Here is a 13,150-nt window from a genome sequence, read left to right as displayed (position 1 = left end):
CCAAATACAAAAAAACCGGCCGCGATAAGTCGCAACCGGTCCACAACGCGGCCCTTTAGCGACTTGTTTAACGTGGCTGCAAGCCGACCGGCCAAATCACCACGGGATAAATGTCCTTTAGACCCGCAGCCTGCTTGCGTCAATTGCGAGGACGACTAAACGTTTTGGGCCACGCACATGAGCCCGGAAACGGTCGGGATCCAGCGGCCCCGGCTCGCTTTTTGGGCTGGTGGCGCTGTAGAGGAGTGAGGCAATTGCGGCAGTCGGGCATTCTTCCAGACCAGGACATCGCGGCGCTGTTTGCGTCGGGCGCGCTCAAGGCGTCGCCGCTCGATGCCGACCAGATCCAGCCGGCGAGCCTCGACCTGCGCCTTGGCGCCATCGCATATCGCGTGCGCGCGTCCTTCCTGCCTGGCCCCAATTCGCTGGTTCAGGCCAAGCTCGACCGGCTCAAGCTGCACGAGATCGACCTGAGCAATGGCGCGGTGCTGGAGACGGGCTGCGTCTACATCGTGCCGCTGCTGGAGAGTCTTGCTTTGCCTGCCGAGATATCGGCCTCGGCCAACCCGAAGAGCTCGACCGGCCGCCTCGACATCTTCACCCGTGTCATGACCGACCGTGGCCAGGAGTTCGACAAGATTCCCGCCGGCTACACCGGCCCGCTCTATCTCGAGGTCAGCCCGCGCACCTTCCCGATCGTCGCGCGCAAGGGCTCGCGACTGTCGCAGATCCGCTTCCGCAAGGGAAATGCGCTGTTGTCCGAAACCGAGCTCAACGCGCTGCACGTGTCCGACCGGCTGGTGGCGATCGATCCGCCAAACATTTCAGGTGGCGGCATCGCGCTGTCGATCGACCTCGCCGGTGCGCCCGGCAGCATCGTCGGTTATCGTGGCAAGCACCATACCGGCCTCGTCGACGTCGACAAGCGCGCCGCCCAGAAGGTCGTCGACTTCTGGGAGCCGATCTACAATCATGGCGCCGAGGAATTGGTGCTCGACCCGGACGAGTTCTACATCCTGGTGTCGCGCGAGGCTGTGCATGTGCCGCCGCTCTACGCCGCCGAAATGACGCCGTTCGACCCGCTGGTCGGCGAGTTCCGCGTCCACTATGCCGGCTTCTTCGATCCAGGCTTCGGCCATTCCGGCGCCGGCGGCACCGGCAGCCGCGCCGTGCTCGAGGTACGCAGCCACGAAGTGCCGTTCATCCTGGAACACGGCCAGGTCGTCGGCCGCCTCGTCTACGAGCACATGCTGGCACGCCCGAAAGCGCTTTATGGCACCGACCTCGGCTCCAACTATCAGGCTCAGGGACTGAAGCTCTCAAAGCATTTCCGTACGGACTGACCTTAGGTCAGGGCCTGCCGACCTTAGTCTGCTTGTCCATTTCAAGCCGCTGTGCTTGGCTGCGGGCAGGGACGCCCGACATAAGGGTGCCCGGCAAATGGAGAGGATCATGCAGATTTCGTGGAAGTTCGCTTGCGCTGCTTCGCTGGCAGCGCTGTTGTCTGCGGCGGGCGGTGCCTCGGCGCAGGACTCAACAAAGCTCAAGATCGCCACAGAGGGGGCCTATCCGCCCTTCAACAATCTGAGCGCCGACGGCAAGCTCGTCGGCTTCGACGTCGACATCGCCAATGCGCTGTGCGCTCAGATGAAGGTCGAATGCGAGATCGTCGCCCAGGATTGGGACGGCATCATTCCGGCGCTGCAGGGCAAGAAGTTCGACGCCATCGTCGCCTCGATGACCATCACCGAGGAACGCAAGAAGCAGGTTGCCTTCACCAACAAATATTACACCACGCCGCTGGCGCTGATTGCGCTCAAGACCTCCGAGTTGACCTCGCCGGAGCCCGATGCGCTGAAGGGCAAGTCGGTGGGCGCACAGGCCTCGACGACGCAGAGCATCTATGCAGAGGACCACTATGCCAAGGCCGGCGCCGACGTGAAGCTCTATCCGACGCAGGACGAGGCCGTGGCCGACCTGACCAATGGCCGCCTCGACGCCGTCGTCGCCGACAAGTTCGTGCTCGTCGACTGGATGAAGACCACCGGTCAGGATTGCTGCAAGATGATCGGCGATCTCAAGGGCACCGAATCCGAGACCGGCATTGCCGTCCGCCTCGATGACACCGCCTTGCGCGACAAGCTTAACGCCGCCATTGACGCCATCTACAAGGACGGCACCTACGCCAAGATCAACGCGAAGTATTTTGACTTCGATATTTATGGCGCGGATTGATCGCTGATACCTGAACACCGAAGGCCGGGCGCTTGCGTCCGGCCTTTTCGTATCCGGAGCAGGCGTCGCAAGACGCATGTGCTAGCACCCGCCTCGGATTGGCTGCGGGCAGGGCGAAAGATCTTGCTGCAAAAATTGGAGCGGGTAGCGGGAATCGAACCCGCGCGTTCAGCTTGGGAAGCTGACAGGCTACCATTACATCATACCCGCGCGGGCACTTGGTTAGCATTCGCCTTGCGGGCAGGCAATCGGGAAACGTGTTGTACCAGTACCGACGCAATTCGGCTGCTGCGTCGGGCGACGTTATTTGTGCTTCCGCAGGATCGACAGCGCTTTGCGCAGCTCGGACAGTGCAATCTCGCCATAGGCGCGCTGCTTGAGCTTCCCGCCATATCCGGCGCGGAGGATCTTTCGTGCCTGGCTGCCGGAAAAGCGGGCAAGGATTTCACGGCAAAAGACACGCGAGCGAAACTCGGCCGCCAGTGTTGGTGCATTTGCCAGGAAGACCGCGAACACCTTGCGGTCGGCGTAGAACCTGCGCAGTCGCTTGGGTGTTTCGCGGGTGATGAGATCCAGCACCGACCAGTAGCCGCCGTCGAGCATCCAGGCATATCTGCCTGCATTGGCCAGGAGAAAATCGATATCGGTCAGCGTCGCTTCCTCGGCGAGCCGGTAGTATTCCGGCGTCCCGGACCGAAGCCAGGGCGAGCTTTCATGGTTCGAGAAGGCGTTTTCCCCATGCAGCCTGTAGCCTGACAGAACGACATCGATAAGTGCGCTGCCGCCAAAGCCATGGCACATGAAGTTGAAGTAGCCGTCCGCCGCCCGCATGTGTCTGGCTTCGCCGCCGCGCCGGACCAGCCGCAAGTGCGACGCCCGGTACATGTTTGCCGTACCGGGACTCCATTGCCAGCCGCTTGCCCACCTCGGCACGAGAACGGTCCGCGCCGACAGTTGCTGGAAGTGCTGCTGTGAGACGGTCGGCAGCCGGAAGACGGACGCTTCGGCATGCAAGTTTCGCGTCTGGCTCTGGCTGTCGACGGCGCCGCCGCCAGCGACAGCCAGGATGTTTCCCACCGCGTCCGTTTCCGCGACGCTGGACGAGGTGAAGGCAACGCTTTGCCGCAGCGCCAGGTGAGCCTGGACATGCATCGACGCGTAGGTCGACAGCAGCACATCGTCGGCATCGACGAAGCTGACGAAGCCGCCCTTGATCTTGTCGAGCGACCAGAATGCCGCGCCAAGCTGGCCGAGATTTTCCGGCAGCGTTTCGATACGGAAGCGACTGTCATTGCCGACATGTCTGGCGATGACCTCGACGCTGTCGTCGGTCGAGCCATTGTCGATGACCAGGCACTCAAAGTTCGGGTAGTCCTGCGCCTTGATCGAGTCGATCGTCGCACCGACGTAGCGGCCATAGTTCCAGGCGATGACGACGAAGCTGACCAAGGGTGGCTTGATCGACCCGCCGGAGGCCTCGTCGATGCTCCGCGCGCCGATGGTGAAACCTGAAGCGGCATCGCGGGACGGGCTCCAGGTCTTGCGGACGATCACCTGGTAGTCGTTGTGCAGGACCTCGTACTCTCCTGCTCTTGCCTGGAGAAAGGCGTCGATGCCGGGCTTTGGGCGCTCGGCGGCCGGCTTGGCCGGCTGCCACAGATAGTCGTCCAGGATCATGATGCCGCCCGAGGCAAGCAGGTCCCAGCTCTGCTGGGCGTCGGTGAAAGCCGAGGCGGCATGGTGGTCGCCGTCGACATAGACGACGTCGAAGCGGCGCGCCTCGCGCTGCAGTTCCGACAGCGCCTCGATCGAGAAGGCCTTCAGCTTTTCGAGCCGGTCGGAAAAGAGCTTCGTGTTGGCATCGAAGCGTGCCTCGACTTCGCTCATGTCGGTGTGATGGCGCGAGCCGGGTGTCCTGTGCTCGACGCTGCCCTCGAATGTGTCGATGCAGGTCAAATGGCAATTAGGCAGGAACTTCAGGAAAAACAGCGCCGAGCGGCCCTCGAAGGAGCCAATTTCCAGAACCCGCAGCGGCTCCTGCGCGCGCTCGCGCAGCAACTTTTCCCAGATCGGGATGTGGTGGGATGTCCAGTCCCTGCTGAAAGCGCTGCCGTCGAAATAGTTCATTCAAACGCGCCTATTGGCCTGGAAATGCCGAACTTGTAGAAACATGAGCGACATTGCATGAGCTTGCCCGCCAAGCAATGCCTGTAGCGAAAGCAGAGGCCGACATGCGTCCAGAAAAGCGGGTACTGGTTACAGGTGGAGCGGGTTTTCTTGGCTCGCATCTTTGCGAACGGCTTCTCGCGGCAGGGACGCATGTCTTGTGCGTCGACAATTTCTACACCGGTGCGCGCGCCAATGTCGCACACCTTGCCGAACATTCCCGTTTCGAATTGATCGAGCACGACGTCTGCCAGCCGCTTTTTGTCGAAGTCGACGAGATCTACAACCTGGCCTGTCCGGCGTCGCCCATCCATTACCAGCGCGATCCGGTGCAGACCACCAAGACCAGCGTGCTCGGCGCCATCAACATGCTTGGCCTCGCCAAGCGTCTAGGCGCCAGGATCCTCCAGGCCTCGACATCGGAAGTCTATGGTGACCCGGCCGTCCACCCGCAGGACGAGAGCTACTGGGGCAACGTCAATCCGATCGGCCCGCGCTCGTGCTACGACGAGGGCAAGCGCTGCGCCGAAACGCTGTTCTTCGACTACCGGCGACAGCACGATCTGGAGATCAAGGTCGCCCGCATCTTCAACACCTATGGCCCGAGGATGCAGCCCGATGACGGGCGCGTCGTCTCCAACTTCATCATGCAGGCGTTGCGCGGCGACAGCATCTCGATCTTCGGCGGCGGCACGCAGACGCGGTCGTTCTGTTATGTCGACGACCTCGTCGACGGCCTGATCAGGCTGATGGCCTCTCCACGCGATTTCACCGGACCGGTCAATCTGGGCAACCCGGAGGAGTTTTCGATGATCGAACTCGCCCGCGCGGTTCTGGCCGAGACGGGCAGCAGGTCGCGGCTCGAGTTCTTGCCGTTGCCCGAGGATGATCCGAAGCAGCGGCGGCCCGACATCACCTTGGCCGGTACTCTCGGCTGGCGACCCGCCACGCCGCTGGAGCAGGGCCTTCAGCGCACGGTTGCCTATTTCCAGGAACTGATAGACGCTCAACCGCACATCAAGGACGGTGGCGTGGTGGCTGCTGCTTCCTGAGCGCGACTGGCGACGGCCTAGGCGCGCCCGTTGCTGCGCTCGGCGACGTCCTTCGCCTGCACCGAACCGCCCTTGGCCAGTTCGACCATATCGGCGAGCAACTCGACCTGATCGAAAAAGCAGACGCGGCCGCGGCCGTCCTGCTTGGCGCGGTAGAGGGCGGCGTCGGCGCGCTTGAAGTAGGTACCGATGTCGCTGCTGTCGTTGCCGATCAAGGTGACCCCGACGCTGGCGCCGATGGAAATCTGGTGACCGCCGATGTCGTAGGGTGCGCAGAGCGCCTCGACGATGCGGCAGCCGAGCGAAACCGAAGCGTCCGGCTGTCGGCTGTCATTCTGGATGACGGCGAATTCGTCGCCGCCGAGGCGCACGAGGCAATCCGCCGCGTCGACACAGCCGCGCAGCCTGTCGGCGACCACGCACAGCAGCGCGTCGCCGACAGGGTGGCCGAGCGTGTCGTTGACCTGCTTGAACAGGTCGAGGTCGAGGCAGAGCAGGGCGCGGGCGCGGCCATCCCGGACATTGCCGACCGCCAGTTCGAGCTGCTGGCGAAACAGGATGCGATTGCCGAGCCCGGTCAGCGTGTCGTGATGCGCCAGATAGGCGATGTCGGCCTGCGCGCGCTTGCGTTCGTCGATGTCCTCTAGCAGCCCGACCCATTCGATGATGCGCCCGTCTGTGTCGAACACCGGGGCACCTTGCGAGCGAACCCAGAGCCAGCGTCCGTCGCTGACCTTGAGACGGAACTCGACATCGAGCGGCGTGTTTTGCTTGAGCGCCTCGGCCCAGGCGGCGGAGGTAATCGGGCGATCGTCGGGATGGATGGCGTTGGTCCACTCCTGGCCCTCGACCTCGCTTTCCGGCCGGCCGGTGAGTTGCTCCCAGCCGGTCGCGAGGCCAGCGCTGCCATCCCCGTCGCGACGCCACAGCACAATGGCACCCGTTTCGGCGATGGTGCGATAGCGGCGCTTTTCGCTGCGCAGGGCATTTTCGGCCCTGGCAAAGCTCTGGCGCAGGATCTCGAATTCCTGGATTGAGGATGGGGCAACCGAGGCCGCCTCCGTCTCCTGTCCATCGGCGATGGCATTGCTGTAGCGGGCCAGCGCCTGCACAGGCTGCAGGATGCGTTTGCCGAGCCACATCGCCACGCAGACGGCAAGCAGCAGGCTCATGCCTGCACCCAACATCAGATTGAACATCGGGTCGCGCCAGCGCGCGTCGAATACGGTCGTCGATTCACCGACGATGATCACCCAGCCCGGTGTGCCAGCCAGCTTCTGGAAAGACAGGATGATCGGCAGGCCTTCAATGGTCTTTGCCGCAAAAAGTCCGGCATTGGTTCCAAGCGCCTCCAGTTTGGGCCAGTCCGGAGCGACTTGGCCAATGAACCGGCTGGCGTCACGCGAACGTGCGAGAATGCGCCCGTTGCCGTCGGTGACGGCCACCAATATGTCGGTCGGCGCGCGCTTGCCGCGCTGCAAGGTCTGGATAAGGTCTTGAGGTGACGTCGACATGACGTAGGCAGCGCCCCCGCGCTTGCCCGGAGGGGCGGGCACAGCCAGCACGAGGCGCGGCTCGTTGCCTGTGGTAAGCACATTCGAGACAACGTTCGCCTGCGTGCTCATGGCAAGCACTGCGGCATCCGCCGCCGCGTTCGACCTGGCGCGCAAGGCCGGGACGCGATCGTTGGCGATCAGCGCCACATTGTTGTCGGCGCCGAGCACCCACAGTTCCGGCTCAGGGAGCGGTTCGGGATCGGGAATCTCACGATGTTGCGCCAGCACCGACATGTTGGCGAAGCGGCTGCTCAGCTCTCCTTCGATGGCATTGGCCAGCGTGCGAGCGGTGTCGTTCAAGCGCGCGACTGCCGCATCCCTGTAGGCGCTTCCGGCAGACCAGACCGCAACAGCCGATACTGCGACCACGGGAAGCAGGCAGGCCAATGCCAAGGCGATGAGGTAGCTGTTGAGACCGCGTTTGGCTTGCGAGTTCTTCTCCATTCCCACCGCGCGCTCAACTCCCGACGATCCATCAGAAGTTGCTAATCGCCCGAGAATGTTTTCCAAAAGGTCAACGCGGATGTATCGTCCTGCGTGAAATGTCTGCCGATCACATGAATCGCAGGTTGTGCAGCGCGGGTGGCATCGGCGTCAGCACCTTGAAGCGCGTGGCGCAATCACGATATGCCTGATGGCTCGAATCGCAGGAGATCGAACTTGTCCGGATTGACGCGCTTTCTCGGCGACACCCCGCTCAGGGTGTTCATCAAGCTGCTGGTCATCTCCTTCCTCGTCGGCATCGTCATGTCAGCCTTCGGCTGGTCGCCCTTCGACGTGATCTACGGCATCCGCGATTTCTTCGTCGACATCTGGCGCATGGGCTTCCGCGCCGTCGATCGCTTCCTCGGCTACTTCCTGCTGGGTGCCGCGATCGTCGTGCCGGCATTCATCATTCTGAGGCTGTTCAGCTACCGCAAATAGCTGCCGCCCCGTCTGGCATGATCTTTTCCGAAACGCGATTGATGCGTTTCGGGGCCATGCTCAGGCGAAGGCGGCCGCCGTTTCGAACAGGATGGCGTGGCGGGCGGCAAGGGCTGCGACATCGGTCGAATAGCCGCCGCCGATCACCCCGCACAATGGCACGCCACGTCCGCGAAAGTACCCAATGACGAGACGCTCGCGCCGGCGCAGCCCCTCGTCGCTCAGCGCTAGACGGCCAAGCCGATCCTCGCGATGCGGATCGACGCCGGCATTGTAGAAGACGATGTCCCATCTGCCGTGTCGTGACAGGCCGGCAAGGGCTTCGGTGAGAGCATCCAGATAGGCATCGTCGCCAGTCTTGTCGGGCAAGCCGATGTCGAGGCTCGAGGCGACCTTGCGCACCGGGTAGTTCTTTTCGGCATGCATCGAGAAAGTGAACACCGAAGGAGTGCTGGCAAGGATCTCGGCGGTGCCGTCGCCCTGATGCACATCGAGATCGACAACCAGGATGTTCTCGACCTGCCCATCTTCGAGTAGCGCCAGTGCGGCGACGGCGACGTCGTTGAAGGTGCAGAAGCCGGCGCCCTGGGCGCGGCGGGCATGGTGACTGCCGCCGGCGGCGTTGCAGGCGATGCCATGGCTGAGTGCCAGCCGTGCCGAAGCCAGCGTGCCACCTGCGGCGAGCTGGGCGCGCCGCGACACGCGCTCACCGACAGGAAAGCCGATCTCGCGCTCGATATGGTGCGGCACTGTGCAGGTCAGCACTTGGTCGACATAGGTAGCGTCATGCGCAAGCCTGAGATAGTGCGGCGCGATCGGTTCGGCCCGGTTGAGCCCGCTGGTCAGGCCGAGGGCTTCGAGCCGTGCCATCAGCGCCGTGTATTTGCCCATCGGGAAGCGGTGGTCGGCGGCAAAGCCGGCATCGTAGTCGGGATGGCTGACGATCTGAAGCGGCATGGAGGGGTGCTGAACCAGGAGGGCGAAATCGATTGTTGCCGTAACTTAAATGGTTGCGGGCGTTGGGGAAACCGGGGCATGTGCCCTAGGGAGATTCGGCAACTGGGAGGACTTTCGTTGGAATACGCATCGCCAGAGGGCCGCGTGACGCCTTTTTCCGTCACCAACCGCTCGGTGTTGGCGATTGCCGTGCCAATGACCCTGGCCTATCTGACCACGCCTTTCATCGGCCTTGTCGGCACCGGCGTCGTCGGGCAGTTCGGTGATGCCGCCCTGCTCGGCGGCCTGGCAGCCGGTGCTGTCGCCTTCGATGTCGTCTTCACCAGCTTCAACTTTCTGCGTGCCGGCACGACGGCGCTGGTGGCGCAGGCTTTCGGCCGCGGCGATGCCTCCGAAGAGCAGGCGGTGTTCTGGCGCGCCGTGGTGATCGCCCTGATTGCCGGCATCGTGCTGGCGCTGACTGCACCACTGACCTCGCTTGCCGGGCAGTGGTTCATGCAGGCCGAGCCGCGCGTCAACGAGACGCTCGACCACTATGTCCGTATCCGCATGCTGGGCGCGCCCTTTGCCCTGATCAACTACGCCATCCTCGGCTACATCCTCGGGCGGGGCGAGGGCAGTTTCGCGCTGTTTCTGCAAGCGACGCTCAATGGCGTCAACATCGTCGTCTCCATCCTGCTTGGGCTGCATTTCGGCTGGGGCGTCGAAGGTGTTGCCTGGGCCGCCGTTGCCGGCGAGCTTGCCGGCATGGTCATCGGACTGGCGGTGCTGCTGCGGCGTTTCGGGCGCGAGCCCAGGCTGGCGCGCCGGCGCATCTTCGATGCCGCCGCGTTCAAGCGACTGTTCGTGCTCAACCGCGACATCATGATCCGCTCTTTGTCGCTGCTCATAGCCTTCGCGCTGTTCACCCGCCAGGGCGCCCAGTTCGGCACGGTGACCCTTGCGGCCAACGCGGTGTTGATGAATTTCTTCATCGCTGCCGGCTTCTTCCTCGACGGCTTTGCCGCCGCTGCCGAACAGCTCGCTGGCCGCGCCGTTGGCGCGCGCTACGAGCCGGCTTTCCGCAAGGCGGTCTATCTCTGCTCGATCTGGGGCTTTGCGCTGGCCGGCAGCATGACGGCGGCACTCATGATCTTCGGCGCCGACCTGATCGCGTTGATCTCGACGGCCGAGGACGTGCGCGCCGCAGCCATCGCCTTCCTGCCCTGGGCGGCATTCACCGCGCTGAGCGGCGTGCTTGCCTTCCAGATGGACGGCATCTTCATTGGCGCCGCCTGGTCGCGCGATATGCGCAACATGATGGTGATCTCGTTGCTGGTGTTCATCGCGGCACTTGCGGTGCTGCCCTCAGCCTACGGCAATGCCGGGCTATGGGCAGCCCTGCACCTGTTGCTGATCGTGCGCGGCCTGTGCCTGCTGGCGATCCTGAAGCCCAGGGCGCGGGCAACGTTTCAGAGCGGTGTCGCGGCCCACTGATCGAGCTTGCTGTCACGCAGCTCGGAGATGCTCTTGAGGCCTTCGCGCGCAGCAAAGTCGGACATGCCGCGCACGATGCGCGCCGGCAGCGACGGGCCCGCATAGACCATGCCGGTGTAGAGCTGGACGAGGTCGGCGCCGGCACGGATCTTCTCCAGTGCCGTGTCAGTCGAGTCGACACCGCCGACGCCGATGATGGCGCGCTGCGGGCCAAGCAGCTTGCGCATGCGCGCAAGAACCGCCGTCGAGCGCGCGAACACCGGCTTGCCGGACAGGCCGCCGGTCTCGCCGGTGTGGGCCGGGCTGCGCAGCGCAGGCCTCGTGATGGTGGTGTTGGAGACGATGACGCCGTCGATCGCCTTTTCGGTCACTTCGGCCGCGATGTCTTCGAGCTCTGCCTCGTGCAGGTCGGGCGCGATCTTGAGGAAGATCGGAACGGCATGGCCAGCTTCGGCGCGGGCGATCATGACGCTGGCCAGCAACTCTGCGAGCTGTTCGCGTGCCTGCATGTTGCGCAGACCGGGCGTGTTGGGCGACGAAATGTTGACCGTGAGATAAGAGGCATGGCGGGCGAAGCGCTTCACGCCAAGCACATAGTCACCGATGCGGTTTGTGCTGTCCTTGTTGGCGCCGATGTTGACGCCGACGATACCGGGCCGGCCGGCGCGGGCAATGAGGCGCTTTTCGCAGGCGTCATGGCCTTCATTGTTGAAGCCGAGCCGGTTGATGACGGCATCGTCCTCGACGAGGCGGAAGATGCGCGGCTTGGGATTTCCAGCCTGCGGCAGCGGCGTCACCGTGCCGATCTCGGCGAAGCCGAAGCCGAGCCCGAGCAAGGCGTCCGGCACCTCCCCGTTCTTGTCGTAGCCGGCTGCCATGCCGAGCGGATTGGGAACGTCGAGCCCGGCGATCTTCAGCCGCAGGCGGGCATCACGCGGGGCGCGGCCGCCGACCGGCAGGCCGCAGCGCAGCGCCTTGATCGACATCCCGTGTGCGGTCTCGGCATCGAAGCTGAACAGCAGATGCCGGCCAAGACGGTCGAATGCGCTCATGCTTCAAGCTCCGGAAAATCGTGGGCGCCGTCGGCGTTGAGCGGCAGGGGGCGAACCCATTTGGCGGCGCTGACCTCGAGCTGGGCATAGAGATGCGGGAATAAGGCGCCGCCGCGCGAGACCTCGTATTTCAGCGCCGGGCCGAGGCGCTCGGCGTCGATGGCAATGAGCAGCAGGTCGGCCTGCCCAGTGAAGTGTTTGGCGGCGGTTTCCACCACCTGTTCAGCAGTCGAGAAATGGATGAAGCCGTCGGCGAGATCGATCGGCGCGCCGGTGAAGATGCCGCTGCGTTCGGCCTCGCGCCACATCGCTTCGGGACAGATCTTGTAGATGGTCTTCGTCATACGGGCGCTATAGGCTGAAAGCATGATGCGGGAAAGGGCAGCTTTCATTGCCCACCGCAATTTGGGCCCAATGCTTTCAGACAATGCGCACCGTCCGCGAATGGAGACAGCTATGCGCCGCGCTTTTTTGATGCTCATTCCCTTCATCGCCGGCCTCGGTGCCGGACCGGCGCTGGCCGCCGAAACGCAGCGCTACCAGATGGAAAAGACCGACAAGGGATATGTCCGCATGGACACCCAGACCGGCGAGATGTCGATCTGCGAGGAACGCGACAATCAGCTGGTCTGCAAGCTGGCCGCCGACGAGCGATCGGCCTTGCAGGACGAACTCGGCCGCGTGCAGTCCGAACTGAAGGCGCTCGATGAACGCATCGTGAAACTCGAGAACTCGCTGACAGCCCAATTGGAATCGAAACTGCCGACCGAGGAAGAGTTCCAGAAGAGCATGGGCTACATGGAGCGCTTCTTCCGCAGCTTCATGGGCATCGTCAAGGACATGGAAAAGGAAGACCAGGCGCCACAGATGGCGCCCGCACCGAACAAGACCTGAGCGGATTTTGTGCCTTGGCGGCCTGAAAGTTGAGCATGAACGGCCAACTCACCGGGCGATTTGACTTTAGCTGCTTGAAAAGACGCCACCGGGCCGCATAATCACGGCCGACGGTCCAAGACGCACAGAACGGTCGGGGCCTCGGGAGGGATATTTGCCAGCAGGCCACAAGTTCGTCATCGCGGACGACCATCCGCTGTTCCGCGGCGCTCTCAAACAGGCTATTGCCGGGCTGGCCGACGTGTCGAGCGTGCTCGAGGCCGGCGACTTCGAAAGCGTCAAGGCGATCGTTGCGGCGAATGAAGACATCGACATCGTGCTGCTCGACCTGTCTATGCCCGGCGCTTCGGGGCTCTCCGGTCTGATCTCGCTGCGGGGCATCCATGCGACTGTGCCCGTCGTCATCGTCTCGGCCCATGACGACCCCGAAACCATCCGCCGCGCGCTCGAGCTCGGCGCTTCCGGCTTCATCTCCAAGTCGGCGAGCATGGACGACATCCGCAACGCCATCGAGGCAGTGCTGTCGGGCGAAATATCGGCCCCCGGTGACATCGACCTCGGCGTCGAGCGCGATCCCGAAATCTCCGACCTGATCAAGCGCCTGCAGTCGCTGACGCCGCAGCAGACGCGTGTGCTCGGCATGCTGGCGGAGGGCCTGCTCAACAAACAGATCGCCTACGAGCTAGGCGTCTCGGAAGCGACGATCAAGGCGCATGTCTCGGCGATCCTGCAGAAGCTCGGCGTCGACAGCCGCACCCAGGCCGTCATCCTGTTGTCCAAGATCGGCGGCGAGCCGCGCCCGGCGGCGTGAGCATCCCGAAACGCGGACGCCGGTTTT

Annotated in this window: 12 protein-coding genes, 1 tRNA gene and 1 riboswitch; of the genes, 7 read left to right on the top strand and 6 right to left on the bottom strand. The window is 63.6% G+C overall.

Going from position 1 to position 13,150, the window contains the following annotated elements; genetic code table 11:
• Positions 1-35 precede the first annotated feature (35 nt).
• Positions 36-113, bottom strand: a riboswitch (SAM riboswitch).
• A 141-nt stretch (positions 114-254) separates the two neighbouring features.
• Both IG197_RS09350 and IG197_RS09345 read left to right on the top strand, forming a co-directional pair.
• Positions 255-1,343: a 2'-deoxycytidine 5'-triphosphate deaminase gene (locus tag IG197_RS09350; protein WP_192318419.1), complete on the top strand. Its 1,089-nt coding sequence runs from the start codon at positions 255-257 to the stop codon at positions 1,341-1,343.
• A gap of 109 nt (positions 1,344-1,452) precedes the next feature.
• The gene (locus IG197_RS09345) at positions 1,453-2,235 is read left to right on the top strand and encodes an ABC transporter substrate-binding protein (RefSeq protein WP_192318417.1); all 783 of its coding nucleotides are present in this window, start codon (positions 1,453-1,455) and stop codon (positions 2,233-2,235) included.
• Positions 2,236-2,371: 136 nt separating this feature from the next.
• On the opposite strand, the gene IG197_RS09340 is transcribed toward IG197_RS09345, so the two are convergent.
• Positions 2,372-2,445: transfer RNA gene (locus IG197_RS09340), tRNA-Gly, on the bottom strand.
• Positions 2,446-2,538: 93 nt separating this feature from the next.
• Positions 2,539-4,362 (bottom strand): glycosyltransferase, encoded by a 1,824-nt coding sequence (locus IG197_RS09335; protein WP_192318415.1) that lies wholly within the window; start codon positions 4,360-4,362, stop codon positions 2,539-2,541.
• A gap of 104 nt (positions 4,363-4,466) precedes the next feature.
• On the opposite strand from IG197_RS09335, the gene IG197_RS09330 reads away from it, so the two are divergent.
• Entirely contained in the window at positions 4,467-5,453 is a 987-nt protein-coding gene (locus IG197_RS09330; protein ID WP_192318413.1) for a UDP-glucuronic acid decarboxylase family protein, read from the top strand.
• 17 nt (positions 5,454-5,470) lie between these two features.
• Here IG197_RS09330 and IG197_RS09325 read toward each other — a convergent pair whose 3' ends face one another.
• Positions 5,471-7,309: a diguanylate cyclase domain-containing protein gene (locus IG197_RS09325; protein ID WP_210346904.1), complete on the bottom strand. Its 1,839-nt coding sequence runs from the start codon at positions 7,307-7,309 to the stop codon at positions 5,471-5,473.
• A gap of 327 nt (positions 7,310-7,636) precedes the next feature.
• On the opposite strand from IG197_RS09325, the gene IG197_RS09320 reads away from it, so the two are divergent.
• Complete coding sequence (locus tag IG197_RS09320; protein WP_182575995.1) at positions 7,637-7,933, top strand: DUF6460 domain-containing protein; 297 nt, start codon at positions 7,637-7,639, stop codon at positions 7,931-7,933.
• A gap of 60 nt (positions 7,934-7,993) precedes the next feature.
• Here the strand turns inward: IG197_RS09320 and IG197_RS09315 are convergent, their stop codons facing one another.
• A complete protein-coding gene (locus IG197_RS09315) occupies positions 7,994-8,890 on the bottom strand; it encodes a histone deacetylase (RefSeq protein WP_192318403.1) in 897 nt (298 codons plus the stop codon).
• 78 nt (positions 8,891-8,968) lie between these two features.
• Between IG197_RS09315 and IG197_RS09310 the strand changes: the two genes are divergently transcribed.
• Positions 8,969-10,366 carry an MATE family efflux transporter gene (locus IG197_RS09310; protein ID WP_182575993.1) on the top strand — a complete coding sequence of 466 codons (1,398 nt, stop codon included), beginning with the start codon at positions 8,969-8,971 and terminating at the stop codon, positions 10,364-10,366.
• On the opposite strand, the gene IG197_RS09305 is transcribed toward IG197_RS09310, so the two are convergent.
• Positions 10,342-11,418 (bottom strand): quinone-dependent dihydroorotate dehydrogenase, encoded by a 1,077-nt coding sequence (locus IG197_RS09305; RefSeq protein WP_067965397.1) that lies wholly within the window; start codon positions 11,416-11,418, stop codon positions 10,342-10,344. The genes IG197_RS09310 and IG197_RS09305 overlap by 25 nt on opposite strands.
• Positions 11,415-11,762 carry a DUF952 domain-containing protein gene (locus IG197_RS09300; RefSeq protein ID WP_192318401.1) on the bottom strand — a complete coding sequence of 116 codons (348 nt, stop codon included), beginning with the start codon at positions 11,760-11,762 and terminating at the stop codon, positions 11,415-11,417. The genes IG197_RS09305 and IG197_RS09300 overlap by 4 nt, the downstream gene beginning before the upstream one ends.
• Before the next feature lie 112 nt (positions 11,763-11,874).
• Here IG197_RS09300 and IG197_RS09295 point away from each other — a divergent pair, with 112 nt between their 5' ends.
• Positions 11,875-12,312, top strand: coding sequence for a hypothetical protein (locus IG197_RS09295; protein WP_154387156.1), 438 nt, complete (start codon positions 11,875-11,877; stop codon positions 12,310-12,312).
• Positions 12,313-12,466: 154 nt separating this feature from the next.
• On the top strand, positions 12,467-13,123 hold the full coding sequence (locus tag IG197_RS09290; RefSeq protein ID WP_067965392.1) for a response regulator transcription factor: 657 nt from the start codon (positions 12,467-12,469) through the stop codon (positions 13,121-13,123).
• Positions 13,124-13,150 lie beyond the last annotated feature (27 nt).

The sequence above is a fragment of the Aminobacter sp. SR38 genome (assembly GCF_014843375.1).
Lineage (GTDB): Bacteria > Pseudomonadota > Alphaproteobacteria > Rhizobiales > Rhizobiaceae > Aminobacter > Aminobacter ciceronei.
Note: the sequence above shows the minus strand (reverse complement) of the source record. Positions and strands in the feature narration are given on the sequence as shown.

Excerpts from the sequence above, each read along its gene's own strand:
- IG197_RS09345 (WP_192318417.1), top strand. The coding sequence starts at position 1,453 with ATGCAGATTTCGTGGAAGTTCGCTTGCGCTGCTTCGCTGGCAGCGCTG.
- IG197_RS09335 (WP_192318415.1), bottom strand. The coding sequence starts at position 4,362 with ATGAACTATTTCGACGGCAGCGCTTTCAGCAGGGACTGGACATCCCAC.
- IG197_RS09330 (WP_192318413.1), top strand. The coding sequence starts at position 4,467 with ATGCGTCCAGAAAAGCGGGTACTGGTTACAGGTGGAGCGGGTTTTCTT.
- IG197_RS09320 (WP_182575995.1), top strand. The coding sequence starts at position 7,637 with ATGCCTGATGGCTCGAATCGCAGGAGATCGAACTTGTCCGGATTGACG.
- IG197_RS09315 (WP_192318403.1), bottom strand. The coding sequence starts at position 8,890 with ATGCCGCTTCAGATCGTCAGCCATCCCGACTACGATGCCGGCTTTGCC.
- IG197_RS09310 (WP_182575993.1), top strand. The coding sequence starts at position 8,969 with ATGTGCCCTAGGGAGATTCGGCAACTGGGAGGACTTTCGTTGGAATAC.
- IG197_RS09305 (WP_067965397.1), bottom strand. The coding sequence starts at position 11,418 with ATGAGCGCATTCGACCGTCTTGGCCGGCATCTGCTGTTCAGCTTCGAT.
- IG197_RS09300 (WP_192318401.1), bottom strand. The coding sequence starts at position 11,762 with ATGACGAAGACCATCTACAAGATCTGTCCCGAAGCGATGTGGCGCGAG.
- IG197_RS09295 (WP_154387156.1), top strand. The coding sequence starts at position 11,875 with ATGCGCCGCGCTTTTTTGATGCTCATTCCCTTCATCGCCGGCCTCGGT.